We start from the raw sequence: 26,492 nt of genomic DNA on the forward strand, positions 1-26,492 counted from the left end.
TCAGGTGATCTGCGGGTACGCCTTGCGAGGTCGACTCCATATTTGGCAAGAACGATCGAGTCGACGGTACTGCCGGTCAAATACAAGTGATGGCAGCAGTGGTGTAGTAGATCCAAGTGACCTGCATGGGGATTTCCGGGCCATTCATAACTTGGAAATGGCCCCCGCGGTTGTGGAATCGTAGCGTAGCTTGAATTCAACGGGCGTGAGGTAGTCGTGACTCGAATGCGGACGCACATGGTTGAAGTGTCGGCGCCACTGCTCGATCACGACGCGGGCCTCCTCGCGGCTTCGGAACCACTCGAGGCTCAGGCACTCGTCCCGGAATTTCCCGTTGAAACTCTCGTCGGTGCCGTTTTGCCAAGGCTTTCCGGGATCAATGTGGGCCGTATGGATGCCGGAGCGCGTCAGCCACTCGAGAATGGCGCGGCTGACGAATTCGGGGCCGTTGTCGGAACGCAAGGCCGTCGGCGCTCCGTGCAGACTCACCAGGCGCGAGAGCACCTCGATCACTCGATTCGAGCGGATGCTCCCGGCTACGTCGATCGCGAGGCATTCCCGGGTAAATTCATCGACTACCGTCAGGCACTTGATCTGCTGGCCGTTGGCGCAGGCGTCGAACACGAAGTCATAGGCCCAGACATGGTTCGGGGCTTGGGGCGGCAAGGGACGCGGGCGGCTCGTCGCAATGCGGCGTCGCGGCCGGCGCCGCGGCAGTTGCAGTCCTGCCGACTTCCAGAGGCGATGAGCTCGTTCTGGCCCCATCCCGTGGCCCTCGCGTCCCAGAAAGATCCGGATGCGCCGATAGCCATAGCGCGGATACTGCGCCGAGAGCCTGCGCATGGCCGAAATCGCCGGCACGTCTCTTTCGGCTCGAATCGACTGGTATCCCATCATCGATCGCGCCACGCCAATCAGCCCGCACGCACGTCTGGTCGAGTGGCCGCGCTGCACGGCCAACACAACCTGCTCACGACGCGCCTGCGGGCTTACCACTTTCGCCGGTTGATTTCTTCAGGTATCGATCGCCATTTCCCGCTCGGCGAGCATGCGTTTCAACTTGGCGTTCTCGGCCTCCAGGGCGCGCAGCCGTTTGACGTCCGCAGGCTGGAGCTGTCCGAAACGCTTGCGCCAGCCTGTACAACGTCTGGTCGCTGACCTTGTACTTGCGCGATACGTCGGCAATCGTAGTCCGGTCGGCCTCGCGCAACATCGCGACCATCTGTTCTTCTGTAAATCGGCTTTTCTTCATGGGCTCCTCTTGGCAGAGCAGGAGCCATTCTCTCAAGTTATGATCGGTCCGAAAAACCCAGGCAGGTCACAAGCGTAGTGCGGCATTCGCACTTCCACGAAGCCGGACAAGGCAGTTTCCTATAGTTCGGAATTGCGCGGTAGCGCTTCCTGACTGAGTCCGAAGCAAGTCCAGAGAGTGGGGTACGAGACTGCTTAGAACCACGCGAATGCGTGGATCTGAGGAAAGTGGGCTAATTCGCGTAAGGCGGTCAAGAGACATCGAGAGTTCCGAGATGCTCACTTTGCCTCCCGCAAATTGCTAGTCCAAATAGATATTGAGAAGCGCCGCCTTTCTACAGACCAAGTTTAATAAATGTTACCGCTGAAGGTCAAGCCTGCTACCACTTCCGGTCTCGCCACCTTCCTTGCTCTTGCGGAGCGTTTCCCAGATCTTGGATCTCGCCTGCAAGAACGGGGAAGCTTGGGCGGCCTTTCCGAGGTATCCATCAAGATCCATATACTGCTTTCGGAGCTTGGCAATTAGAACCAGGAACACATCCGTTAGTTGAGGATCAAACTGGCTACTCTTGAGACGCGCAATTTCCGCAAGGGCATTGTCGATGGGCCAAGGCTCCTTGTATGGGCGCTTATGGGTTAGTGCATCGAATACGTCAGCCAAGGCAGTAATTCTTGCCGAAAGGGGAATTGCTGACCCCGAAACATTTCCTGGATACCCGCCTCCATCCCACCATTCATGGTGGTGACGCGCGATTTCCTCTGCCATCTGCATATGAGGAATGTTGCTCTTCGAGAGCAACTCAGCACCGACGGTCGTATGCGTGCGCATGATTTGGCGCTCTGAATCATTTAGCTTGTCGGGCTTCAACAAGATCGCATCGGGAACGCCTATTTTGCCAATGTCGTGCAAGCGCGCAGCAAGTTCGACCATGAAACATGTCTCGTGATCGCATCCGTACTCTTCGGCAATCAGTCCCGAGAGCATTCCAACTCGATATGAATGTTCGCCCGTGGAGTCGTCCCGCAGTTCGGCAGTAACTGCGAGGCGTTCAAGCATCTCTATCCGGGACCTAAATAGCTCTTGTTCGGCAACTTTTCCTCTCAATGCCGCCTCTTGCCTTGCCAACCTGACTTCTTCCGAGTTCTTTCCTTCGGAAACCTGACCAAGTGTCTCTAGATGCCGTTTAACGTGATTGAGCGCATTTTCTTGCTGCGTTTGCTTGATTGCCTCCATCATTTCGCGAAGATAAATCAACGCCCGCTCGGGCTGCCCGACAAGCTCAAACGCTTTGACTAGAGCACCCAAAGTATCTCTCAGCATTGAGCGGACCTGTCGCGCACGCTCTAATGTTGCAGTCAAACGAGAAATGCCAACGTCGACCTTTCCCGCATGAACTTCGTACAGTCCCTCTGCAATTGCGGCCGCGATTTCCGCTCTCGGCGACTGCGATTCGCGAGCATAAACTCGCGCAATCTCGCATCGCTCCCGAGCTTTATCGAGGTTATTTACTTCCAGCAGCAGTCTGGTGTAGTAGTTTTCGCGAAGTACTCGGGACAATTTATCGGCTGCGGTAACAGGTGTCGCGCTTTCCCTCACTGCAGTTTCTGCAGCTCTTATCCCTCTCCCGAAATCCTCTAGATGTAATGCGCAAAGCGCAATATTCGAATATGCATTCGGTCGAATTGCAGCGAGGGCCGGGGCATTCGCAGACATGTCAATCGCATGCTCGAAGCACACGATTGCATCACGATATTGGGCAGCATAGAGGAGTGCCACCCCAAGGTTTATCCATACAATGCATTCAGAAGCGCGGTCCCCAAGCTGCCGAGAAAGATCAAGGGCCTTGGCATAACACTCGACGGCCGCCGAGATATTCCCGGTATCCGCCTGTGTAACGCCTAGCAGTGTTAGCGCTTTTCTGTGAAGCAGCGCAATGTTTGCTTTATCAGCGAGTCGGACGGCCTCACTCGCAGGATCGATCGCCGCAAATCCTTGCCCGGTTACATAGAAGTAGTGGGAGGCATCCAGGAGGCATCCGATTCGATCTTCGGCACTTTGTGTTCCTGGTATGCGCTTAATAGCCGTCACCACAGACCGAACATATTCGCTCGACGCGGCGGAGCCGGCCTGAACACGGGCCCCCACTTCGGCAGCAACTCTGGCCAGAGCCGAGCGAAAGCGGCCAGCGTCCAGGGCGGGGGCTGGCTGGGAAATCAGTTGGAGGTCTTCGTCGGTTTGATTATTCACAAGTCGTTGTTTTCACAAATCAATTCAATTATGCTTTGTAAGAGTGTGATCTAGTGCGGATTCCGGTGAAGTCGGGCCGGCGTTCCGGCGGAAGCCGGGCCATCGTTCCGGTCGATGCCGGGCCGTGGCGTGATGCGCGCCCTTGAGGGCGAGGCGATAGCTGTTGTGAACGAGCCGGTCGAGGATTGCGTCGGCAAGGGTGGGGTCGGCCAGGTGCGTGTGCCACTGTTCGACGGGCAGTTGGCTGGTGACGATGGTGGAGCGGCGGTCATAGCGGTCGTCGAAGATTTCCAGGAGGTCGCGCTTGGTCTGCTCGGCGAGCGGGGTGAGGCCGAAGTCGTCGAGGACCAGGAGGTCGACCTTGGCCAGGAGCTTGAGGAAGGCGGAGCGGTTTTGCAGCGCGTGATAGCGGGCGAGTTCATCGACGAGCCGCGGCAGGCGGAAGAAGCGCACCGAGAAGTCCGCACGGCAGGCCGAGTGGGCGAGCGCGCAGCCCAGGAAGCTCTTTCCGACGCCGGTGGGCCCGGTGATGAGCACGTTCAGTGTTCGGCGATCCAGGCCAGGTCGCGCACCCGGACCATGGCGCCGGGGTCGAGGCCGCGAAGGGCGCTCGTGTCCATGTCCTCGATGACGGCGCCCTGCGGCAAGCGAGCCCAGCGCAGGCGCTGTGCCAGGCGAGCCGAACCGCGCTCGGTGATCTCGTGCTGGATCATGAGCCCGAGGCGCTCCTCGAAGGTAAGTTGCGAACGATCCGGGGTGCACAGTTGCTGCTCAAGGGCGGCGGCCATGCCGCGCAGGCGCAGTTGCTGGAGTTGCTCGACGAGCGGTTGGGTCAGCATCGATGTCCTCTGGGGTGGGTGACGGGCCTACTGGAAGTACTTCTCGCCGCGCACGTTGTCGTGCTCCAGGGGAGCGCGGCCTGGGCGGGCGGGGCGGGCGCGGGCGTGTTGATGAGCGTTCGAAGCGAGCGGTAGCTGAAGCTGCGGATCGCAACCGCCCGCGTGGCGGCCCCTCGAGCGCCTCGGGGCTGAAGTCGCGCGCAAGGCGAAGGATCCCCAGGCTCGAGCGCAGGCACTCCTCGGGATGGCGCCTGCGGTGCAGTTGCTCGGTGAGCACCTCGGCGGTGGCCGGTCCGATGGCCAAGGCGCGCTGCATCAAGCGCTCGTGGGTGAGGTCGATGACGGCGCTGTGCCGCTCGGGACGATGATCGGCGAGGGTCACGAACTGCCCGCGCGAGGGCGCACGCAGGTGCGTGGCGACCAGGTGCTGGCGATGGAAGATCTCAATCACACGCGCGCTCAGGGCGTACCTCGACCGTGCGTCCGACCAGCTTGTAAGGCACGGAGTAGTAGGCGCGCTCGACCTCGACGTGATAGTCCAGGTGCACCTTGGCCTTCTTCCAGGTGGCGAATTCGTAAGGCCTGTGCGGAAGCGGGCGCAGCGCCGCACGCTCGATGTCGGCAAACAGGCTCGCGCGGCACCCTTCGCGCTTCTTGAAGGGGCGAGCGTTGAGATCGGCCACGAGGAGCGCGATCGCGGCATTGAGTTCGCCAAGCGAGAAGAACGTCCGGTTACGAAGACGGGCAAGGATCCAGCGCTCGACCACCAGCACGCCCGCCTCGACCTTGGCCTTGTCGCGGGGCTTTCGCACCCGCGCCGGCAGAATCGCCACCGCGTAGTGCTCGGCGAAGTCCTGGTAGGCGGGATTCAAGTCCGGCTCGTAGCGGTGCGCCTTGTGGACGGCGCTCTTCAGGTTGTCGGGCACGAGGGCACGAGGAACGCCGCCGAGGAATTCCAGAGTGCGCACCTGGGAGCCCAGCCAATCGGGCAACGCCTGCGTCCAGGTCGCTTCCGCATAGGTGTAGCTGCTCGCGCCCAGGACGGCCACGAAGATCTGGGCGGCGCGAGCTCCCCGCTCGTGCGATCCACGACCGGCATCGTCTGCCCGGCGTAATCGAGGAAGAGCTTGTCGCCGGGAACGTGGTTCTGGCGCAGGACCAGATCCTGGTTGGCGAGCCAGCGCCGGTACTGGTCGCAGAAGACGCTGTACCGCCAGCCATCGGGGAGCCTCGCCTTGTACTCCTGCCAGAGCAATTGCCGCGTCACCCCGGGGCGCTTGAGCTCGGTGCAGAAACGCGAAGTCCGGCTGCGGGGTGCGAGACAGCGGCACTCGCGCTGGTAGAGCCGCGCCTGAAGGCCCGCCTCGTCAAGCCCGGCCGGCAGCGGCCAGCCCACGCCCGCGGCGCGCGCGGCGCAGGCACTCCTGCACCGTCGAACGGGCGCTCCCTGACGGCCGCGGCAATCTCGCGGTCGCTCAGACGGACTTCAAACTTGAGACGCAGAACCTCTCGGATCTTCCGCATGGGTAACCTCGGTTGCGCCACCGCCGGACTCCTTCCAGATGGGAAAGGAGCCCACGGTAGCCCTGGTTACCCGCATCACCCCCGGCCGGCATGGACCGGAACGCTGGCCCGGCATGCTCCGGAATGGTGGCCCGGCATGCTCCGGAACGCTGGCCCGGCATGGACCGGAATCCGCAATCTAGTTCACACTCTTGTCAATACCATAAAGAAGGGGTAGGTGAAATTTGCCGACGAACCCATGGGGCCGTTAGACCTAAGCCCGCGCGCAAGCTACTACATCCTGTGACTTCCAGATTCCTCATAGGGGTTGGTATTGTTTTGACGTATCCGCACGACAGAATTAGGATTTTCGCCTTGCCTAGCTGGTCGAATTTGTATTGCGTTTTCGTATTCACCATTTATTTGGGAGACACCAATGGAATTCTCCAAGATCGAAATGACCGTTGTTGAAGAAACCATCCAGGAAGCTGCCCTTAGCGACGTTCGCGAACTCAGCGATCTTCAACTGGCCCTCGTCGGCGGCGGCATCGGCGACATCGTCTGGGGCTGACCTCTTAACACCTACCAGGAGTGATCCACATGGAATTCACCAAGATTGAAATGAACGTTGTCGAAGAAACCATCCAGGAAGCTGCCCTCAGCGACGTTCGCGAACTCAGCGATCTTCAACTGGCCCTCGTCGGCGGCGGCATCGGCGACATCGTCTGGGGTTGACCTCTTAACACCTACCAGGAGTGATCCACATGGAATTCACCAAGATCGAAATGACCGTTGTCGAAGAAACCATCCAGGAAGCTGCCCTCAGCGCCGTTAGCGAACTCAGCGATCTTCAACTGACCCTCGTCGGCGGCGGCATCGGCGACATCGTCTGGGGCTGACCTCTTAACACCTACCAGGAGTGATCCACATGGAATTCACCAAGATTGAAATGAACGTTGTCGAAGAAACCATCCAGGAAGCTGCCCTCAGCGACGTTCGCGAACTCAGCGATCTTCAACTGGCCCTCGTCGGCGGCGGCATCGGCGACATCGTCTGGGGCTGACCTCTTAACACCTACCAGGAGTGATCCACATGGAATTCACCAAGATCGAAATGACCGTTGTCGAAGAAACCATCCAGGAAGCTGCCCTCAGCGACGTTCGCGAACTCAGCGATCTTCAGCTGGCCCTCGTCGGCGGCGGCATCGGCGACATCGTCTGGGGTTGACCTCTTAACACCTACCAGGAGTGATCCACATGGAATTCACCAAGATCGAAATGACCGTTGTCGAAGAAACCATCCAGGAAGCTGCCCTCAGCGCCGTTCGCGAACTCAGCGATCTTCAACTGACCCTCGTCGGCGGCGGCATCGGCGATATCGTCTGGGGCTAATGAAATTCTCCCTCGCTTAGCCCAACTCTATAATTCGGAATCTTCCTGAGATTGAATCAGGGCGATGACTGACGATTATTAGTGATTGACCAACTTTGGAAATTGCATCGGAGATTTTTCTCTCCAGTGAAACATCCAGCTGATCAAACGCCTCATCCAGAAACAAAACCTGCGGTTTCCTGTAAAGAGCCCTAGCCAGTAGCACTCGCTGCTTTTGCCCGCCCGAAAGCGCCGCACCCAGCGAGCCGACGATTGTGTTGTACCCCATGGGCATCGCGGAGATATCCGCGTCGATCATGGCCAGGCGTGCGCAATCGCGCACGCGTTCGGGGTCATGCTCGGGATCGAAGAAGCTGATGTTGTCCTCGATCGTGCCGACGAAGAGCTGGTCGTCCTGCATCACGGCGCCGATGCGCCGCCGGTATTGGGATAGGTCCAGGTCCTTCAGGTTCCGCCCGTTGATGAGCACCGCACCCTCGGTGGGCTCGAGCAGCCCCACCAGCACCTTGATGAGGGTGGTCTTGCCGCACCCCGATGGCCCCACGATGGCCACCGTCTCCCCGGGTGCCACCGAGAAGTCCACCCCCCTGAATGTGAACCCCTCCGGACCGTAGGCGTAACCCACGCCTTTGGCCTCGATCGTGATCGGCGCGCCCGTGATTTCGCCGGGCAGCGATGGTCGCGATGGCTCCTCCTCCGCAAGCGCGATGTCGGCGATCCGCTCGGCATGCAGGTCCAGCATCCGGAAGTCGTTCCATTTCTCCACCAGCGCGTTCACCCGCCCCAGGAACACGATCTTGAAGCCCAGGAACGCGTAGAGCATCCCCACGGAGAACTTCCCGTCCATCACGGCGATCGCGCCAAGCCAGATCACTGCCACGTTTTCCACCCCGAAGATGAGGGCGGCTGCTCCACGCTGGGCAATGCCCACGTTCTGCACCTTGACCCCGGCGTTCACCTGGTCCACGACCAGGTTCTGGTAGGCCGCCCGCCGCTCGTTCTCGCGCAGGTTCAGCTTGATGGCCATCATCCCGCGCAGCGTCTCGATGAAGTGCGTGCCGCTCTTCGCCTCGTGCGAGAGCTGCTCGTCGGTCGCGTAGCGCTGCGGGTAATAGAGCCCCCAGCGCACCGCCACATAGAGAAGGGTCGCGCCTATCACGATGGTGGTCAGCGTCATGCTGTACCACCCCATGACGATAAGGGTCAGGACGACCATCAACCCGTCCACCACCGTCTCTACGAAGGTGGTCGTGAGCGTGCGCTGCACCGCGTCCACGCTGCGGAACTTGGAGACGATGTCGCCGATGTTCCGCTTCTCGAACCACGTCAGCGGCAGCTTGACCAGGTGCGCAAAGAGGGTGGAAAGCAGCCGCAGGTTCAGGTTGGTCGAAAGATAGACGCTCACCCAGGCTCGCACGGCCGAAACTGCGACGGTGATGATGACGAGCACGCCGAAGGCCACGCCGAGCACGGTCAGCAGGTCCCGGTCGCGCCCCACCAGCACGCGGTCCACCACGAGTTGCAGGAAGAAAGGCATCGCGATGGCGAAGACTTCCAGGGCGAGCGACAGGATGAGAATCTGCGCCAGCGTTCCCTTGAGTCCTCGCGCCACGCCCAGCAATTGAGTCGCGCTGATCTCCTCGCGTTCGTCGCGGGGCTTGAAGCTCGCCGTCGGCGAGAACTCCATCGCCACCCCGGTGTAATGACGCGACGCTTCCTCGATTTGCAACACGCGACGGCCGCGAGCGGGATCGTGGAGGACCAGCTTGCGGCCCTTCACGGCCACCAGCACCACGAAGTGGTTCATGTCCCAGTGCAGCACGGCCGGAAGCTGAAGCTTTCCCAGCGACTCCAGCGTGGCCTGTACGCCCCGGGCGGTCAGCCCCATGCCCTCGGCGATCTGCGCCAGGTTCTTGAGCGTCACGCCCTTGAGCGATGGCGAAAGGCGCACGCGCATGGCGGAAAGGTCGGTGCGGTAACCATGATAGGAGGCAACCATCGCCAGGCATGCGATGCCGCATTCCGGCGCCTCGCTCTGCAGGATCACCGGCACGCGCCGGCTGAAGATCCCGGTCATCAGAGCCTTCCTCGCAGTTGCAGCACGGGCTCGAAAAGCCATTCCAGCAGGGTGCGGCGTTCGAGCAGGATATCGGCGTTCACGAGCATCCCGGGCCTCAACGCGATCTCGTTGCCCAGCGCCACCACGCTCTGGCGCTCGAGCTTCACGTCCACGCGGTAGACGGACTCCTTCACCGTGAGCTGCCCGATCTTCTCGCCGGGCGTCCACACGTTGCGGCTGATCTCGGAGACCGTGCCCTTGTATTGCCCGAACCGCTCGTGCGGAAAGGCTTCATAGCGCAGAACCACCTCCTGCCCCTTGGCTATGAAGCCGATGGCGCGGGAGGGGACGAGCAGCTCCACGTGCAGGCCGCTGCCTTTGGGAAGCACCGTGGCGAGCGGCGTGTCCGCCGCGACGGACTGGCCCACCGCCACGGCGATGTTGGTGACGGTGCCGCTCACCGGCGCCTTGATGATGGTCTCGCGCCGTGCCTCGGCGCTGGCGAGGTTTTCCTGCAGCTCGGAAAGCTGGCGCGCCACCTGGTCCACCTGCCCGCGAGAGCGCAACTGGATCGAGGGCTCCTCCATCCGGCTGGCGGACAGGTCTCGATCCACCTGCAAGCGCGTGCGGCGCAGCGCCTGCAGCTTGATCTCCTGCTCGGTCACCTCGTCCTGCTTCTGCTTCACCACGAGGTCGGAGACGAACTTGTCCCCCGCCAATTGCTGGAAGCGCGTGGCCTGGTCCCGGGCGCTTTTCACCCGTGTCTCCTGCAGCTTGATCTCGCGGTCGGCCTGGGCCAGCTCGCCCTCCAGGTCCTTCATCCGCTTCCTCACCTGCGCCGCCTGCTGCTCGCCCAGCTCCTTCAATTGCGATTGCTCACGCTCGAGGAGGAGCTTCCGGCTGGCAAGCTCATTGGCGGAAGTCTCGGCGGTGGACCGGTCGTAGGCGATCTTGGCGATGGGCACGCCGGCCCGGACTTCGTCGCCTTCCTTGATCGAAAGCTCGGAAACGCGCCCGGCATCGGGGATCAGGACCCGGGCGGCGCCCACGTCGAGGGCAAGGCTGCCTTCGACGCGCTCCCGGCGCGTGTATTCGCCCCAGATGGCTACTCCGAGGAGCAGCAACGCGATCGCGGCGGCGAGCAGCGTATAGACCCAATAGGCCACGGGGCGGGCGAGGGTCGTTTCGCCCAGGTACTTCTCGCGTTGGGCATCGATGGCCTCTTGGCGGAAGAGGTTGCGGCTCAAAGGGCGCGCTCCGGGGCCGGTGGGAAGAGGAGCTTGTCGTCGTGTCTGCGGGGCATGAGCGACGGATTGTAAGTTGAAAAGGGGTCGGGTTACTTTGCATTGCCCGTTTGAGCGCCAGGCACCGATGCAAAGTAACCCGACCCCTTTTCAAGGGGGCTTGCGCTCCGGAATGCATAGGTGATAATGTTTTCACCATGCATGAGCTGACTGCCCGCCAGGCCGAAATCCTCGCCTACATCCGCGACCACCTTGCGGAAGAGGGCCGTCCGCCCACGCGGCCGGAACTCGCGCGCGCCTTCGATCTCACCTCAACCAACGGGGTGCAGAAGCACCTCCTCGCGCTCGCCGCCAAGGGGGCCATCGAGCTGATCCCCAATGCCGCCCGCGGCATCCGCCTGCTGGAAGCCGCGGGGCTTCCCCTCGTGGGCCGCGTGGCCGCCGGCAGCCCCGTGCTCGCCATCGAGAACGTGCTGGGCCGCTACCCGATCGATCCTTCGCTCTTCAATCCCCGCGCCGATTACATGCTGCAGGTGCGCGGCCTGAGCATGCGCGACGAAGGCATCCTCGATGGCGACTGGCTCATCGTCCACCGCACGAGCGAGGCGAAGAGCGGCCAGCTCGTCGTGGCCCGCCTGGGCAACGACGTCACGGTAAAGCGCCTCAAGATGCGCGGGATGAAGGCCGAGCTCATCCCCGCCAACCCCGATTTCCAGACGCTGCACCTGGATCTCAGCCGCGACACGCTGGAGATCGAGGGGGTCGCTGTCGGCGTCGTCCGCAACCTCTCGGTCGGGCTCCCCCAGGCAACGCGTGCGCGCAAGGTCTCCCGCTCATGAACGCGATCGTGGACCCCGCCAAGCTCCCCGGCGTCTGGCGAGCAGGGGAAGTGGATCGGGCCGTGCCCGCCGGCATTGCCTCGGGTCATGCACGCCTGGATAGGGAACTGCCCGGCGGCGGCTGGCCGCGCGCTTCCCTCATTGAAATCCTCCACGACGGCGCGGGCCTGGGTGAGGTCTCGCTCCTCTTCGGCGCACTCAGGACGGTCGCGGAAGAGGGCCGGGCCGTTGCCTGGATCAACCCGCCGCATCTCCCCTATGCGCCTGCGCTGGCTTGCGCCGGCGTGCCGCTCGACGCTTGCCTGGTGGTCCGCCCCGCCTCGGCCGAGGATGCGCTCTGGTCAGCCGACCAGACGCTACGCTCGGGCGCGTGCGGGGCGGCTCTTTTCTGGCTGCCCGAAAAGACCGACTACGCCTGGCTGCGCCGCTTGCAGATGGCGGCAGAATCCGGGCGCACGCTCGCCGTGCTCTTCCGGCCGGCATCGGCTTCCATGATCGCTACGCCTGCGCATCTACGCGTGCTCGTCACGAGCCAGGACGGGCAGTTGCTCGTTTCGCTTCCGAAGAGACGGGGGCCGCCGCTGCTGCGCCCGATTGCCATTCGCCTCACCGGGCGCCCCGCGAGAAATGGGGACGGATTCAGAAGAATCGGGGACAGGTTCGGCTCCTCCACGGGAGGAACCGAACCCGTCTCCATTCTTTCTGCGCGCGTTTCGGTCTGAAAGGCCGATCCCGTGCTCTGGGTCGCGCTCGAATTGCCTGCATTGCCCCTGCAACTCGTTGAGCGCGCTCGGGCAATGCCGACGCCGCTCGTCATTGGCGAGGGCCCCTCGCAACGTCCCGTGGTGGCGCATGCCAATGCGGCCGCACTCGAGGCCGGGGTGAAGGAAGGCATGGCCGTCGCTGCGGCGAAAGCCCTGGCCGGAGACCTGAAGTGCATCGAGCGGGACGAAAGCGAGGAGCGCGAGGCCCTCGAGCGCCTGGCCGGCTGGGCTGCGCAGTTCACGCCCGCGGTCTCGATCGAACCCACGGGGCTCGTGCTCGAGGTCGAGTCGAGCCTCAATCTCTTCGGCGGGCTCGCGAAGCTCCTTTCGGCCCTGCGTGGCGGAGTGCGTGCGTTGGGCTTGCAGGCCACGCTGGGCATCGCGCCCACGCCACTGGCCGCACGGGCCTTCGCCCGGGCCGAAGCGCGCGGCATCGCGATGCGCAGCTGCGCGGAAATGGCGGACCTGTCCTCGCGCCTGGCCGACCTGCCGCTTTTCCTCCTCGAGTGGCCGGGGCGCACGCTGGAACTCCTCGCCGATCTGGGCATCGTCCGTGTGAAGGATGCGCTGGCGCTGCCGCGCGGCGGCTTTTCGCAGCGCTTCGGCCCGGAGGCACTAGCCAGGCTCGACCGGTTGGCCGGCCGCGTGCCCGATCCGCGGCTCGCTTACGTGCCGCCCGCCCGTTACCGTGCGCGGCTGGAATTGCCTGCCGAAGCGGAGGGCGTGGAGGCGATCCTCTTTCCCCTGAAGCGGCTGCTCGCGGAGATGGAAGGTTATCTTCGAGGGCGCGGCGCGGGCGTGCAGGAACTCGACCTCGACCTCGAGCACGGGAAGAAGAGCCGCACGCGCCTCACCCTTTCCTTCGCTACGCCGGAACGCGAAGCCGAGTTCATCCTCGCCATTGCGCGGGAGAAACTGGGCCGCTTGGAGCTTGCTGCGCCCACGATCGCGCTGCGCCTCGTGGCGGATCGCCTGCAGCCCTTCGCCCCGCGGGAGGGAACCTGGCTTCCCGGCCGGGAGGAGCGCGCCGTGGGCCGCGCCCGCCTTATCGAGCGCCTCGCAGCAAGGCTGGGGCAGGGCCGCGTCTTCGGGATTGCGCTCGCGGACGACCATCGCCCCGAGCGGGGCTGGAGGAATCCCCCAGCCGCATCGCCCCGTGCCGCCTTCGACGGCGGCGCGCGCCCCGCATGGCTCCTGAATCGCCCGCAAAAGCTCGTGGCCCGCGCCGAGGGCCCCACACTGCAGGGCGTCTTGCAACTCGTCGCCGGGCCGGAACGCATCGAGACCGGCTGGTGGGACGGGGCACCGGTCAGCCGCGATTACTTCGTCGCTGCGAATCCCGCCGGCGAGACGGTCTGGATCTACCGCGAACGGCGAGATCCCGGCGCGTGGTACCTGCACGGCGTCTTCGCATGAGGCGCCGACCATGGTGCCGGGCTATGCAGAGCTGCACTGCGTCTCGAACTATTCCTTCCTGCGCGGCGCGTCGGATCCGGAGGAACTCGTCCACCGCGCGGCTCAGCTCGGCTATGCGGCACTCGCCATCACCGACGAATGTTCCGTTTCCGGCATCGTGCGCGCGCACCTGGCGGCAAAGGATGCCGGCATCCGTCTCCTGGTTGGCACGGAGATTTGCCTTGCCTGCGGGCTGAAGCTCGTCCTCCTTGCGCAGTCGCTCGCCGGTTATGAGTCGCTCTGCGAGCTGATCACCCGTGCCCGCCGCGCAGCGCCCAAGGGCGAATACCGGCTCGCTCGCGACGACTTCCCGGCCTCGACCGAGGGCCTGCTCGCCCTGTGGTTGCCGGCAAGGGAGGCGAAAGCGGAGGCGGGGGTCTGGCTTGGCGCGCAATTCCCGGGCAGGGCATGGATCGCGGTGGAACTGCACAAGGGGCCGAACGATGCGGCGCGGCTCGAATCCCTCTCGGCGCTGGGAGAAACACTCGGCCTTCCGCTCGTCGCCACGGGCGATGCGCACATGCATCGCCGCAAGCGAAAGCGCCTGCAGGATGTCCTCACCGCCATCCGCCTTCGCATGCCCGTCGCGCAGGCCGGCCGTCGCCTGCAACCCAACGGCGAGCGCTACCTGCGTCCCATCGGCAGGATTGCATCGATCTACCCGCCCGCGCTCCTGGCCGCCACGTTCGAGGTCGCCGCACGCTGCGCCTTCTCGCTGGACGAGATTCGCTACGAATATCCCCGCGAGCTGGTGCCGCAGGGCGAGACGCCCTCAACCCATCTGCGAAAGCTCGCCTTAGAGGGCCTCGACCGCCGCTACCCCGGAGGCCCGCCCGCCTCCGTCGCGGCCACCGTCGAGCACGAGCTTCGCCTCATCACCGAGATGGGCTACGAGCCCTTCTTCCTCACCGTGCACGACATCGTGGTCTTCGCACGCAGCCAGGCGATCCTCTGCCAGGGGCGCGGGTCGGCTGCCAACTCCGCCGTCTGCTACTGCCTGGGAATCACGGAGGTGGACCCGGGCCGCATGTCAGTCCTCTTCGAGCGCTTCATCTCCAAGGAGCGCAATGAACCTCCCGACATCGACGTCGATTTCGAGCACCAGCGGCGCGAGGAGGTGATCCAGTACATCTACCGGAAGTACGGACGGGAGCGGGCCGCGCTCACGGCGGTGGTCATCACCTACCAGCCGCGCAGCGCCCTTCGTGACGTGGGCAAGGCGCTGGGGTTGTCGCTGGACCAGGTGGACCTGCTGGCCAAGTCCCTCTCGTGGTGGGACGACCGCGATGCCCTGAAGACTCGCCTCGTCGAGGCGGGCTTCGACCCCGCCAATCGCGTGGTGAAGCAGGTGGTCGAACTCACCGGGGAACTGGTCGGCTTTCCTCGCCACCTTTCACAGCACCCTGGCGGCTTCGTGATCGACAACCGGCGACTCTCGCGTCTGGTCCCGGTCGAGAACGCCTCGATGCCGGACCGCACGGTGATCCAGTGGGACAAGGATGACCTGGACGCGCTCGGGCTCCTCAAGGTCGACGTCCTGGGCCTGGGGATGCTCTCCTGCATCCGCCGCGCCATCGATCTGGTGAACGGATACCGGAAAACGAGCCTCACGATGGCTGGCATTCCCGCCGAGGATCCCGCCGTCTACGAGATGGCCCAGCGCGCCGACACCATCGGCGTCTTCCAGATCGAGTCGCGGGCGCAGATGTCGATGCTGCCGAGGCTCAAGCCGGCCTGTTTCTACGATCTCGTGATCGAGGTGGCCATCGTGCGGCCCGGCCCGATCATGGGCGGCATGGTGCATCCCTACCTTCGGAGGCGACAGGGCCAGGAGGCGGTCACCTATCCCAGCGAGGCCGTGAGAGGGGTCCTGGAACGCACGCTCGGGGTGTCCATCTTCCAGGAGCAGGTGATGCAGTTGGCCGTCGTGGCGGCTGGTTTCACGCCCGGGGAGGCCGACAAGCTGCGCCGGGCCATGGCCGCCTGGCGCCGCCGCGGGGGCATCGAGCCCTTCCGGGAAAAGCTCGTCAAGGGAATGCGGTCCCGCGGCTATACCGAGGCCTATGCCGAGCAGATCTACCAGCAGATCCAGGGGTTTGGCGAGTACGGCTTCCCGGAATCCCACGCCGCCAGCTTCGCGCTTCTGGTCTACGTCTCCTGCTGGCTCAAGCGCCACGAGCCGGCGGCCTTCGCCTGCGCGCTCCTCAACAGCCAGCCGCTGGGCTTCTACAGCCCGTCCCAGATCGTCCAGGACGCTCACCGGCACGGAGTCGAGGTACGGCCGGTCGATGTCCTGGCAAGCGAGGCGGACAGCTCTCTGGAGCCAGGAGCACGCGGGGAACCGGCTATTCGGCTTGGGCTCAAGCTGGTCGGAGGACTTAAAGTTGAATCTACGAATTCAATCATAATATCAAGAAATAAAAGGATTTTCGAATCCGTTGATGATCTGGCTTACCGGGCGGGACTGGAAAAAGCAGACCTCGCCAATCTGGCCCGGGCGGACGCGCTGGCGACGCTTGCCGGCCACCGGCGCGAGGCCCTGTGGTCTACGCTGGCCGTGGATTCGGCAACGCGGCTGGCGCTCCCGTCTGGGGTCGAGGCATCAAAGCCTGGCCTCGAAGCGCCGACCGAAGGCCAGGAAGTCGTGAGCGACTATGCCTCGATTGGCCTCACCCTGCGACGCCATCCGCTCGCCATCCTCCGGGATCGGCTCCGCACCCGGGGTCTGCGCACGGCCGAGGAAGTAGCCGGCGCCCGTCACGGCCAGTGGATTCGCACCTCGGGCATCGTCACTTGCCGGCAACGCCCGGCCACGGCGAGCGGCGTCCTCTTCGTGACCCTGGAGGACGAGACCGGCTACGTGAACCTGGTCGTCTGGAACGATCTGGTGGAAAAGAACCGCCGCCAGATCCTGGGCTCGCGGCTGCTCGCAGTCGGCGGGCAGGTGCAGAAGGAAGGGCTCGTCGTTCACGTCCTGGCGAAGCGATTCGAGGACCTTTCCAGGCTTTTGGGTGAGCTTCGAACGGCGAGCCACGATTTTCACTGACCGCATCGATACCGGGGCCGCGAACCTGCAAGGCCGCCTCAGTCGATCAACTTGCCGCTCTCGTCGTAGAACGGGAAGCGCCCGCCGTAGTCGCCGATGAAGGTGATGTGGCTCACCAGGCCCGCGCCTTCGCGCCAGTAATGCAGTTCGCAGGTCGGCGGCTCGAGGACGAAATCGTGCGAGGCATCGGCGTTCAGATCGAAAACACAGGAATGCGACGGGCTCGGCGCGATGCTCGCCGTGACCCCGTGCCAGGCAAGGTGGATGGGACGGTGGACATGGCCGCACAGAATGCGTGTGACCTGCCGATGGCGTTCGAGCAGCGTCCCGAGCGCGTCGCCGTTGTGGCAGTTCTGCCAATCCATGTTGGCGAGCCCCGTCAGGAACGGCGGGTGGTGCATGAACAGCACCGTCGGGCGGTCAGGCGCACGTTCGAGTTCCGAGTCAAGCCAGGCGAGGCGCCGGGCGCACAGCTCGCCACGCGGCTCGCCCGGCACCACGGTATCGAGCCCGATCAGGCGCAGCGGATAGTCTTGCACGACGTAGTGCAGGAACTCGCCTGTCTGCGGCAGGTAGGCATGATCGGCGAACGCCCGGCGCATGGCGCCACGCTCGTCGTGGTTGCCCGGCACGACGTACAGCGGCATGCGAAGCGGTGCCAGGATCTCGCGCAGCAGGGCATATTCCTCCGGCCTGCCCAGATCGACCAGGTCTCCGGTCAGGAGGACGATGTCGGGCCGCGGGTCGAGCGCGTTGAGGTGCGCCACGCAGTTCGCCAGCTTGACTGCGGAATCCACCTGGCGGTAGGCGAGCCGGCCCGCGGCCTTGATGTGGGTGTCGGTGACCTGGGCAATCAACATTTCAGTCGCGCAGCCGAAGCAGTGCGTCCGGCTCGATGCGCAGCCCGATGACCTGGCCGACCTGGAACTCGCGGTGCTCCGTGGTCTCGACCACCACCGTCCGGTCGGCCACGCCCGTCACGTGCAGGCGCGTGCGGTCGCCCAGGAAGAACTGCTCCTCCACCACCCCGCGCAGCGGCGCCCCGGCCTCGTCGACGATGCGCGCGTCGTTCGGGCGGAAGAGGACCTGCATCTCGCCGGAGCCTTCCTGCCCCCTCCACTCGATATGTCCGCCCGGCAGCGCCAGCGACCCGTCGCGCAGCGTTCCGGTGACGCGGTTCATCGTGCCGATGAAGTCGGCGACGAAGGAGCTCGCCGGCTTGTAGTAGATCTCGCGCGGGGTGCCGGTCTGGACGATCGCCCCCTTTTTGATCACGGCGATGCGATCCCCGATTGCCATCGCCTCGCCCTGGTCGTGGGTGACGTAGGCCGCCGTGATGCCGAGGGAATGCAGCAGCACGTCGATCTCGATGCGCAGCCGCTCGCGCAGCAGCGCGTCGAGCGCGGTGAGCGGCTCGTCGAGGAGCAGCACCCGCGGCTGCACCGCAATCGCCCGGGCGAGTGCCACGCGCTGGCGCTGCCCGCCGGAGAGCTCGGTGATGCGCCGTTCGCGCAGCTCCGCGATCTGCATCATCGAGAGCATCTCGTCCACGCGCTTCTTTCGCCTGTCCGGTGCGACGCCGTGGACCTTCAACCCGTAGGCAATGTTGTCCTCGACGTTCATGTTCGGAAACAGCGCGTAGGACTGGAACACCATGCCGACGTTGCGGTGCTCGATCGGCTGGTTGGTCACGTCCTCGTCGTCGAAATACACGCGCCCGCCCGCATCCGGCAACTCCAGCCCCGCGATCACGCGAAGCAACGTCGTCTTGCCGCAACCGGAGGGACCGAGGAAGACCACCGTCTCGCCCCCCCGCATCTCGAGAGAGGTCTTCTCGAGCGCACGCGTGCCGTTGGGAAACGTCTTGGCACAGTCCACCAACCGAATTGCGGTGCCGGTCTTGCGGTTCATGCGTCTTTTCTTGTGCGGTTGCTCCGGACGCCATAGCGCTGGAGCGCGACGAGCAGCGGGGTGATCATGATGAAAAAGACGAGCGTATAGGCGCTGCCGATCTCCAGACGCATCGAGGCGTAGCTGTCCGCGAGCCCCACGGGCAGCGTCATGGTTTCCGGAGTATGCAGCATCCAGGTGAGGTTGAACTCGCCGATCGACAGCGTCACCACGGTGAGGGCGCCGGCGACGACTCCCGAGCGCGCGTTCGGCAGGACGATGCCGAAGAAGCGCCGCCAGAAGCCCGCACCCAGGCTCGCAGCGCTTTCCTCGAGGACGCGGAAGTTGAACGACGACAGCACCGCGAGCACCGAGCGCACCATGAAGGGCAGCGTGTAGAGCACGTGCCCGACGAGGATGAATCCCCAGCTGGTGCGGAAGTCGCGGAAGCCGCCGTAGGTGATGATCAGGGCCAGCGCGATCGCGAGGCCCGGGATGGCGACCGGCAGCACCAGGAATTCCTCGATGAGGCGCGTCATCATGCCGGGGCGCTTGGCGAGCACGTAGGCGGCGGGGACGCCGATGACCAGCGTCACGGCGAGGGTCGCGAGCGCAATGTACATGCTGCGGAAGATGGTCGGCGCGTAGAGCTCCCAGACCACGCCGATCCAGCGAACGGTGAAGCCGCTCTTCACGCCGACGAAGAAATTCTCCGTCAGCCCCGCGACGATCGACATGAATACCGGCACCAGCAGGAACGAGCACACCAGCAGCGTGAATGCGAGTTGCAGGTAGAAGTAGGGCGTTCGCCGCATGGCCGCCTCAGCCCGCCGCCGCCGCGGTCGCGCCCGCCGCCACCCGGGAGATCGCCAGCGTGGCCCAGGTGATGACCCCAAGCACCATGCTCAGCGCCGCCGCCAGGCCGATGTTGGCGAGCAACGTGAACTCGGTGTAGATCACGATCGGCAGCACCTTGATGTCGGTCGCCAGGGTGAACGCCGTGCCGAACGCGCCCATCGAGGTCGCGAAGCAGATCGCGCCCGAGGCGATCAGCGCGGGTTTCAGGGCCGGCAGGATCACGTCGACGATTACCCGCCACGGGTTGGCGCCCAGCGACTTGGCCGCCTCCTCCAGCGCGGGGTCGAGCTTTTCCGCCGCCGCCATGATGGTGAGGATCACCCGCGGAATGGAGAAATAGATGTAGCCCGTGAAGAGGCCCGCGATGGAATAAGCGAACACCAGGCGGCCCGCGCCGAAGTGGGAGGTGAGCTCGCCTATGAGGCCGGTGCGCCCGGCGAGCATGATTACCATGAAGCCGACCACCACGCCCGGAAAGGCAAGGGGCAGGGTGAGCATCGAGATCAGCGCCTCGCGCCCGAAGAAGTGGTTGCGCTCGAGGAACACGCCCGCGATGCCAGCGATCACGAGGGTCGCGACGGTGACCGTCACCGACAGCACGATGGTGGAGGTGAGTGCCCCGAAGTACTGCGGGTTCGTGACCACGGCCGTGTACGCTGCAAGGCCGAGCTTGCCCGTTGCGCCGACAAGCGCCAGGCGAGCCAGCGGGAGCAGAAAAAAAGCGGCGCCGACGATGATCGCCGGCGCCACCATCAGCAGCAGGTTGCGGCTCTCGCTACCTCGCATGGGCGGGCGCGGTGGACCGCTAGCGGACCTCTTTCTGGTACAGATCGCGGAAGGCGTTCTGCCCAGCTTCCATCTTCGCGTAGTCGATCACCTTGGCGCGCTTGTACTCTTCGGCGGGCGGGAACTTGGCGGCGATCTCCGGGGTCATGGCGGACGCCCGGATCGGCCTGAGGTAGGCGTTGGCCCAGATCGCCTGCCCCTTGTCAGACATGAGGTAGTCGAGCACTTTCCTGGCGTTCTCGGGGTGCGGGCCGTTCTTGACCAGGCTCATCACGTAGGGAAGCACGATGGTGCCTTCCTGGGGAATCACGAACACGCAATTGCACTTGTCCTTGTACTTGCCGCGAAGCGTGTTGAAATCGTAGTCGAACATGATCGGGATTTCGCCGGAGAGCACGCGCGCATACGAGGTCTGCAGCGGCACGATCGGACGGTTCTTCTTGAGGTCCTTGAAGTACTTGATGCCCGGCCCCCAGTCGCTGGTGGTGCCGCCGAGCGCGAGGTTGGCCGCGGTTGCCGCGGCGTACCCCACAGCGGCGCTCGTCGGGTCGAGATAGCCCACCAGCCCCGCATACTCGGGCTTCAGCAGGTCCTTCCAGGATTTCGGCACTGGCACGCCACGCAGCGCGTCGACGTTCACGAAGAAGCCGATGGTGCCGTAGTGGATGGTGAACCAGCTGCCGTCGGGCGCCTTGAGGCCAGCCGGAATCTCGTTGAAATATTTGGGGGTGTAGGGCGCGATCACTCCCGCCTCGCCCGCCTTGATGCCGAAGGTCACGCCGAAATAGGCAATGTCGGCTACCGGGTTCGCCTTGTCGGCAATCAGCGTCGAGAGCGTCTGCCCGGAGTTCTTGTTGTCGTGCGGGATGTCGAGTTTGAGGTCCGCCTTGATCGCCTTCAGCATCGTGCCCCAGTCGGCCCACTCGAACGGGCAGTTGTAGCAGATGACATCGGCAGCTGCAGCTGGCCCGGCGAACGCGACGGCAGCGGCGAATCCGGCAAGCACGGTTCTGATCTTCATGGTCCCCCCTTTGTCTTGATCGTAGTCGGCAAATCGTATGTCGGGTAAGTTCCGGTTCGCTGACGAACCTCACAGCCACGCCCGGGCGTGGAGGACGTTGAGCCTGATTGTGTCATACCCGACGGCGCTCCTGAATCGGCAGGGAAGAGCGGCGTAAAACGGACAAGTAGGCCTCGTCGAGTAGCGGCCGGGGGAATAGTGTAGCTAGCCTACACTTAAAGAGACACTTTAATTAGATATTATAAGCTATTGATATAACGTAATGTATAATGCCAATTCGGCAATACTTCGAGATGCCAGAAAGCGAAACGGACGTCATTCCGGTCACGTTGTCCGCTCTTGTAGCGGTAGCTTCGTTTGCCGCCATCTGCCTGGCCTTTCACGCGTTCAGTGGAACGGGTTGGGTCCCGATTCTCGACAGCGCGAATCTCGCGCTCCACGAGGCGGGACACCCGCTTACCGGACTATTCAGCAGCCGTGCGAGCGTCTACGGCGGTACGCTGTTCCAGCTCGCATTCCCCGTGGCCGTGGCGGTGCATTTCCACCGTCGCGGGCATGCTGCCGGAACCGCAGCAGGAGCCGTATGGCTCGGCGAGAATTTGTTGAATGTCGCGCGCTATATGGCCGACGCGCGCGTGCAGGAATTGCCTCTGGTGGGAGGCGGCGACCACGACTGGGCCGAGATCTTCAGCCGATGGCACATCCTTCACCGGGACACGCTGATGGCTGGGCTCACGCGATGGGTGGCCGTGTTCGTGATGCTCGCAGCGATCGTCTGGCTGTTCCGGTTATGGCAGGCCGGGCGCGAATGAGGGCCCGGCCTTGTGCGGAGCCGCCTCCGGGCAGCCTCCTGAATGTCGCATAATTTGTATTATGTAAACTGTTATCCCAGTCGGTCCTGACCCACCGATGAAGTGAAAAGCGACGAGGCGCTTGGGGTCATCGGGGACATCGGTGTGGACCACGGCGCGCAGCGCTCCCGAATCGCGAAGCTGGTTGGGCCTTCGCAGCCCGCTTGAGCCAAAGCGACGCTCAGAACGAATAGGCCACGAAGGCGACCAGCCGGTCGTCGCTCCAGTCCATTCCGTTGAAGGTGAAGTACAGGGGGTTGGCATCGGTGCCCTTGTAGTACGCCCCGGCCGTGAACCCGCTGCCGAAGTCGTACGTCGCGCCTAGCTTCCAGACCGTGTAGTCGAAATTCCCGTTGTCGAATTGCTGCCCCGCGGCAGGCTGCGAACCCCGATATCGCTGGTGGCCCACCACGCCATTCAGCGTGAGTTTCGCCGTCACCGGGTGGTTCACCGAAAGCTCGAGATAGTCCGAACCCTCGCTGTCTGGAACGCCGAATAACTGCGTGAGCGCGTAGGAATACCTGAGCGTGGCCGGCCCCCAGCCGAGACCCGCGTACACCTCGGTGGTATTGGGGCTACCCAGGTTGGGCTCGAATGACGGTGTCGACGGGTACTGGTACCGATGGACTCCCAGGTCCGCCGTCCATCCGGGAGCGAGGCTCCTGCGATAGCCGCCATAGAAATCCCACTCGACCTTGGCGTCCGTGGGCTTGCCCAGCACTTCGCCCGTGTCCTCCAGCCACTTGACGTTGCTGAGGAAGGTTCCAGCATAAAAGCCGCTCGCGTGGGCATAGTCGAGCGTGAGCTGAAGAGCGGGATCCTCCGACGTCTGGGCAAGGCCCCGGTATTCGTACTCCGAATACAGAGCCGCCTTTCCGCTGAACGAATGACCACTGTCGGCGGCCGACGCGACAGTGGCGAATGCAATCGTGGCCAGGCCGGCGAGGGATGACAGCTTGGCGAGAGGGCGATCAAGGACCATTCGATATTGCCTTTCAAGTGGTTTCCGAGGCATTTTGCTCGATAAGGTCCATGGCATGGCAGCACCATGCGCCATCTGATATACGAATTGAAAACCTGCTTGCCAATCAGTGTATTGCCATGAATAATAGTCTGTACTAGAACTATATGAGCATTCCCTTGCCCAGAGCCGTCGTGGTTCCCGTGATCCGTGAACTGGCCCGTTGCTACCTGGCCTTCCAGCGGGTTTCGGAGGCCCATATCCGCAAATCCGGCCTGACGGCGCCCCAGTTCGACATCGTAGCCACGCTGGGCAATACCTCCGGCCTGTCATTCAAGGAACTCGGCAGCCGAACGCTCATCACCAAGGGAACCCTGACCGGGGTCGTGGATCGCCTCGAAAGCCGCGGCCTGGTGGAGCGCGTGGCCTGCCAGCAGGATGGCAGTTCCACCCTCGTCCGGCTGACACCCGCCGGCGACCGGATGTTCGACTTTGTATTATGTCAACACACGGCGTCTGGCGAGGACCCCGGGCGCACCCGCGCCTCTCTAGTCGCAATCCACTACTTCTCAGTGTCGTCTCGCTTCGGCATCCCGTCATGGGTGCTGTTGTCGCGGATAAACTTTCGCTCAACGTAGACGATCGCGAACATAGCGATGCAGTAAATGACTACCACGTGCGGCTGCGTGAAGTCGACGTTGAAGAACTCCCGCATTCCGGCGGCCATGCCGATTATGGTGACTGCCGCCATTACGAGCCAAGCCAGCTCCTGCCGGGGACTCAGTTCGGAGGGCGCACGTTGCATAGGGGTCGGCTTCTTCATCAGTAAGGCATCCACATCCAGAACGCGTCCCCGAAGGCGTCGTACATCATAACCCCCCACCCGTATGCGCCGAGCCCCACGACAACGGCCGCCATGCCGCCGAAGCCCCAGAAGGCCAACCCGGCGGCGAACGCCGCATCGGACTCGACCCCGGCCAGGATGGCGTAGGATGCCGAGCCTGCGAATCCTGCCCACCACATATACGCCGCAACGCGGTCGGCGAATGCGCGGATGTCCTGCAGGATCGCCTCGACGGAGCCGCCTTGTGCGTGCGCCCCCACCGCTGCCTGGGCGGCGGCGTCCTCGCCAACCGTGGTCGGCTCATCGTTCTGGACCCACACCTTGTCACTGGTTCGCAGCACGAAGCGCACGGCCTGAGCGTTGTCGAAGACCACATCGTAGAGCTTCCCGTCCCGCCGCATCATCGAGGGGCGGATGTCCGAGTCGTTCGCGAAGTAGGTGTCGATGTTGATCTTCGCCCCGTGGATGCCTCTGACGCGGTCCCGGTGATCGTAGGTGATGTCGGATGCCTCGCCGTCATTGCCGATCATACGTGAGGCTCGCCCGTCCGATCCGATCTCGATATGTGCGCGACGATCGCCCTTCTTCAGTTCGGGCGCGAAGAAGCCTTCGCCCCCGCTACCGCTTCGGTCTTGCAGCGCTGGCGAGGCAAGCGCCTGCAGTGGCGCGAGGGTCGTCACTTGGAGAACACATGCCACTGCTGCGATAGCTCTATTCAAGGAACAGTTTCCTGTATTGCGTTTAGCCGCGAATTGTTCACGAAGCAATCGAGCAAAATCGATTCAATTTTATACGTTAAAATAGTGTACATTTTAGTTAACGCTGTCAAATGCCGTGAATATACTGCGGAAGCGCGCCACCGGACCGCACTTGATGCGTCTCGTGCCGAGGAAGGTGGCCTTATCCGTCCACGAGATCGTTTCTACTGGACCGGGGGCATTCAGGTCACCCCTTGGCGCCGATGGACGGAGGAGACGTCACAAGGCGGGTCGTGCCCCAAACGAAGAGATGCTCAGTTCTGCCTTGCAGATCCCCTGAAATAAGGGCATAATAGTTCGTGTTAGAACTATTAATGGTCTAAAGTGTCGAAGGATATCGCGGTGCCGGTGATCCGGGAGTTGGCCCGGTGTTACCAGGCTTTCCAGCGGGTTTCCGACACCCACGTCCGGCGGACCGGGCTGACCCCGCCCCAGTTCGACATCGTGGTGACGCTCGGTAATACGCCCGGCCTCTCGTTCAAGGAACTTGGCAACCGCACGCTGATCACCAAGGGAACGCTGACCGGGGTCGTGGATCGCCTCGAAAGCCGCGGCCTGGTGGAGCGCGTGGCCTGCCCGAATGACGGTCGTTCCACCCTTGTGCGCCTGACGCCCGAGGGGCAGCTCCTTTTCGGGAAGGTGTTCGAACCGCACTTGGATTTCCTGGCTCCTGCCTTCGAATCGATGCCGGAATGCGGACGCAAGGAACTGGAGAAGCGCCTCAAGCAACTGCGCGAGGCCCTGGAGAAGAAAAGCGATGAGCTCTAGCAACACCACCGAATTCACCGCCACCGCCATCGGCCTGCACTGGATCGCCGCGCTCCTCATCATCGGGAACCTGGCTTTCGGCCTCTACATGGTGGACCTGCCCCTCTCGCCTTCAAAGCTCAAGTACTACTCGTGGCACAAATGGGCAGGGGTCACGATCTTCCTGCTTTCGGCGGTTCGCCTCCTGTGGCGCCTTTCGCATCCCTCGCCCGCCCTGCCCTCGTCCATGCCCGCCTGGCAGCGCACCATCGCGAAGGCGTCGCACCACATGTTCTACGTGCTCTTTTTCGCCGCCCCCCTCACGGGATGGCTCTTCAGTTCCGCCGCGGGATTCCAGACGGTCTATTTCGGCGTGCTGCCCCTGCCGGACCTCCTGTCGAAGAACAAGGACCTGGCGGACATCCTGAAACTCGTCCATCGGTTCACCAACTACACGCTCGCGTCCCTGGTCGTGTTGCACGCGGCCGCGGCCCTCAAGCACCACGTCGTCGATGGCGATGACGTGCTTGCCCGCATGCTCCCGTTTCTCAAGACAAGGTCCTGACCCATGAGACTCCGTCTGATTGCCAGTGCCGCCGTCGCGATCGCGATCGCCCTCCCCGCCCTCGCCCAGGCGCCGCAGAGAATCGCCGCCGACAAGAGCCAGATCCGCTTTGCCTTCAAGCAGATGAACGTCCCCGTCGAAGGGCGCTTCCGCAAGTTCGACGCGACGGTTTCGTTCGACCCGAAGAAGCCCGAGGCGACCAGGGCCGAGTTCGAGGTGGACCTCGGATCCATCGACCTGGGCAATCCCGAAGGCGAAACGGAAGCCAAGCGAAAGCCATGGCTCAACATCGAGGCATTCCCCAAGGCGAAGTTTGTCGCGACTGCCGTCAAGTCCACCAGCCCGGGAAAATTCGAGGCCACCGGCCCCCTCACCATCAAGGGCGCCACCCAGAACATCACCGCACCGTTCACCGTCGTGGACGCGAGCGGGGCTCGCACCGTCGAGGGGCAATTCCCGCTCAAGCGGCTGCAATTCAAAATCGGCGATGGCGCCTGGTCGGACACGGACACCGTGGCCGACGAGATCATCGTCCGCTTCAAGTTCGTCATTCCGTCCACCACCAGGTAAGG

At 63.5% G+C, this 26,492-nt stretch carries 19 protein-coding genes and 3 pseudogenes; 9 read left to right on the top strand and 13 right to left on the bottom strand.

Annotated elements, in window-relative coordinates; genetic code table 11:
* Positions 1–144 precede the first annotated feature (144 nt).
* The 6 genes and pseudogenes from IPP91_02235 to IPP91_02260 form a co-directional block, all read right to left on the bottom strand.
* Positions 145–1,252, bottom strand: a pseudogene (locus tag IPP91_02235) (IS3 family transposase).
* A gap of 357 nt (positions 1,253–1,609) precedes the next feature.
* Complete coding sequence (locus tag IPP91_02240) at positions 1,610–3,499, bottom strand: HD domain-containing protein (protein ID MBL0140896.1); 1,890 nt, start codon at positions 3,497–3,499, stop codon at positions 1,610–1,612.
* A gap of 138 nt (positions 3,500–3,637) precedes the next feature.
* Positions 3,638–4,338: pseudogene (locus tag IPP91_02245) on the bottom strand (ATP-binding protein).
* A gap of 27 nt (positions 4,339–4,365) precedes the next feature.
* Positions 4,366–5,883: pseudogene (locus IPP91_02250) on the bottom strand (IS21 family transposase).
* Between the two features lie 1,365 nt (positions 5,884–7,248).
* Positions 7,249–9,309: a peptidase domain-containing ABC transporter gene (locus IPP91_02255; protein MBL0140897.1), complete on the bottom strand. Its 2,061-nt coding sequence runs from the start codon at positions 9,307–9,309 to the stop codon at positions 7,249–7,251.
* Positions 9,309–10,538: an HlyD family efflux transporter periplasmic adaptor subunit gene (locus IPP91_02260; protein MBL0140898.1), complete on the bottom strand. Its 1,230-nt coding sequence runs from the start codon at positions 10,536–10,538 to the stop codon at positions 9,309–9,311. The genes IPP91_02255 and IPP91_02260 overlap by 1 nt, the downstream gene beginning before the upstream one ends.
* Before the next feature lie 194 nt (positions 10,539–10,732).
* Between IPP91_02260 and lexA the strand changes: the two genes are divergently transcribed.
* Genes lexA through IPP91_02280 form a run of 4 tightly spaced genes read left to right on the top strand, consistent with a single transcriptional unit; the run spans position 10,733 to position 16,639 of the window.
* Entirely contained in the window at positions 10,733–11,374 is a 642-nt protein-coding gene (gene lexA, locus IPP91_02265; protein MBL0140899.1) for a transcriptional repressor LexA, read from the top strand.
* Entirely contained in the window at positions 11,371–12,096 is a 726-nt protein-coding gene (imuA, locus tag IPP91_02270; protein ID MBL0140900.1) for a translesion DNA synthesis-associated protein ImuA, read from the top strand. Before lexA ends, imuA begins: the two co-directional genes overlap by 4 nt.
* Before the next feature lie 12 nt (positions 12,097–12,108).
* Complete coding sequence (locus IPP91_02275; GenBank protein MBL0140901.1) at positions 12,109–13,554, top strand: DNA polymerase Y family protein; 1,446 nt, start codon at positions 12,109–12,111, stop codon at positions 13,552–13,554.
* Positions 13,555–13,564: 10 nt separating this feature from the next.
* Positions 13,565–16,639, top strand: a complete 3,075-nt coding sequence (locus IPP91_02280) for an error-prone DNA polymerase (GenBank protein ID MBL0140902.1) — start codon at positions 13,565–13,567, stop codon at positions 16,637–16,639.
* A gap of 38 nt (positions 16,640–16,677) precedes the next feature.
* Here IPP91_02280 and IPP91_02285 read toward each other — a convergent pair whose 3' ends face one another.
* The 5 genes from IPP91_02285 to IPP91_02305 are packed head-to-tail and all read right to left on the bottom strand — an operon-like array spanning position 16,678 to position 21,194.
* Positions 16,678–17,499 (bottom strand): phosphodiesterase, encoded by an 822-nt coding sequence (locus IPP91_02285; GenBank protein ID MBL0140903.1) that lies wholly within the window; start codon positions 17,497–17,499, stop codon positions 16,678–16,680.
* 1 nt (position 17,500) lies between these two features.
* Complete coding sequence (locus IPP91_02290; protein MBL0140904.1) at positions 17,501–18,550, bottom strand: ABC transporter ATP-binding protein; 1,050 nt, start codon at positions 18,548–18,550, stop codon at positions 17,501–17,503.
* Positions 18,547–19,344: an ABC transporter permease subunit gene (locus IPP91_02295; GenBank protein MBL0140905.1), complete on the bottom strand. Its 798-nt coding sequence runs from the start codon at positions 19,342–19,344 to the stop codon at positions 18,547–18,549. Before IPP91_02295 ends, IPP91_02290 begins: the two co-directional genes overlap by 4 nt.
* Before the next feature lie 7 nt (positions 19,345–19,351).
* Entirely contained in the window at positions 19,352–20,173 is an 822-nt protein-coding gene (locus IPP91_02300) for an ABC transporter permease (protein ID MBL0140906.1), read from the bottom strand.
* A gap of 19 nt (positions 20,174–20,192) precedes the next feature.
* Complete coding sequence (locus tag IPP91_02305) at positions 20,193–21,194, bottom strand: extracellular solute-binding protein (protein MBL0140907.1); 1,002 nt, start codon at positions 21,192–21,194, stop codon at positions 20,193–20,195.
* A 269-nt stretch (positions 21,195–21,463) separates the two neighbouring features.
* On the opposite strand from IPP91_02305, the gene IPP91_02310 reads away from it, so the two are divergent.
* On the top strand, positions 21,464–22,006 hold the full coding sequence (locus tag IPP91_02310; GenBank protein ID MBL0140908.1) for a hypothetical protein: 543 nt from the start codon (positions 21,464–21,466) through the stop codon (positions 22,004–22,006).
* Between the two features lie 220 nt (positions 22,007–22,226).
* On the opposite strand, the gene IPP91_02315 is transcribed toward IPP91_02310, so the two are convergent.
* Entirely contained in the window at positions 22,227–23,027 is an 801-nt protein-coding gene (locus tag IPP91_02315) for a hypothetical protein (protein ID MBL0140909.1), read from the bottom strand.
* A 146-nt stretch (positions 23,028–23,173) separates the two neighbouring features.
* Between IPP91_02315 and IPP91_02320 the strand changes: the two genes are divergently transcribed.
* Positions 23,174–23,644, top strand: a complete 471-nt coding sequence (locus IPP91_02320; protein ID MBL0140910.1) for a MarR family transcriptional regulator — start codon at positions 23,174–23,176, stop codon at positions 23,642–23,644.
* Positions 23,645–23,828: 184 nt separating this feature from the next.
* On the opposite strand, the gene IPP91_02325 is transcribed toward IPP91_02320, so the two are convergent.
* Positions 23,829–24,530, bottom strand: coding sequence for a hypothetical protein (locus IPP91_02325; GenBank protein ID MBL0140911.1), 702 nt, complete (start codon positions 24,528–24,530; stop codon positions 23,829–23,831).
* A 402-nt stretch (positions 24,531–24,932) separates the two neighbouring features.
* Here IPP91_02325 and IPP91_02330 point away from each other — a divergent pair, with 402 nt between their 5' ends.
* Genes IPP91_02330 through IPP91_02340 form a run of 3 tightly spaced genes read left to right on the top strand, consistent with a single transcriptional unit; the run spans position 24,933 to position 26,490 of the window.
* Entirely contained in the window at positions 24,933–25,376 is a 444-nt protein-coding gene (locus tag IPP91_02330) for a MarR family transcriptional regulator (GenBank protein MBL0140912.1), read from the top strand.
* On the top strand, positions 25,366–25,920 hold the full coding sequence (locus tag IPP91_02335) for a cytochrome b (protein ID MBL0140913.1): 555 nt from the start codon (positions 25,366–25,368) through the stop codon (positions 25,918–25,920). The genes IPP91_02330 and IPP91_02335 overlap by 11 nt, the downstream gene beginning before the upstream one ends.
* A 3-nt stretch (positions 25,921–25,923) precedes the next feature.
* Positions 25,924–26,490 (top strand): YceI family protein, encoded by a 567-nt coding sequence (locus IPP91_02340; protein MBL0140914.1) that lies wholly within the window; start codon positions 25,924–25,926, stop codon positions 26,488–26,490.
* The last annotated feature ends 2 nt before the right edge of the window (positions 26,491–26,492 follow it).

The organism is Betaproteobacteria bacterium, from assembly GCA_016720855.1.
Classification (GTDB): domain Bacteria; phylum Pseudomonadota; class Gammaproteobacteria; order Burkholderiales; family Usitatibacteraceae; genus FEB-7.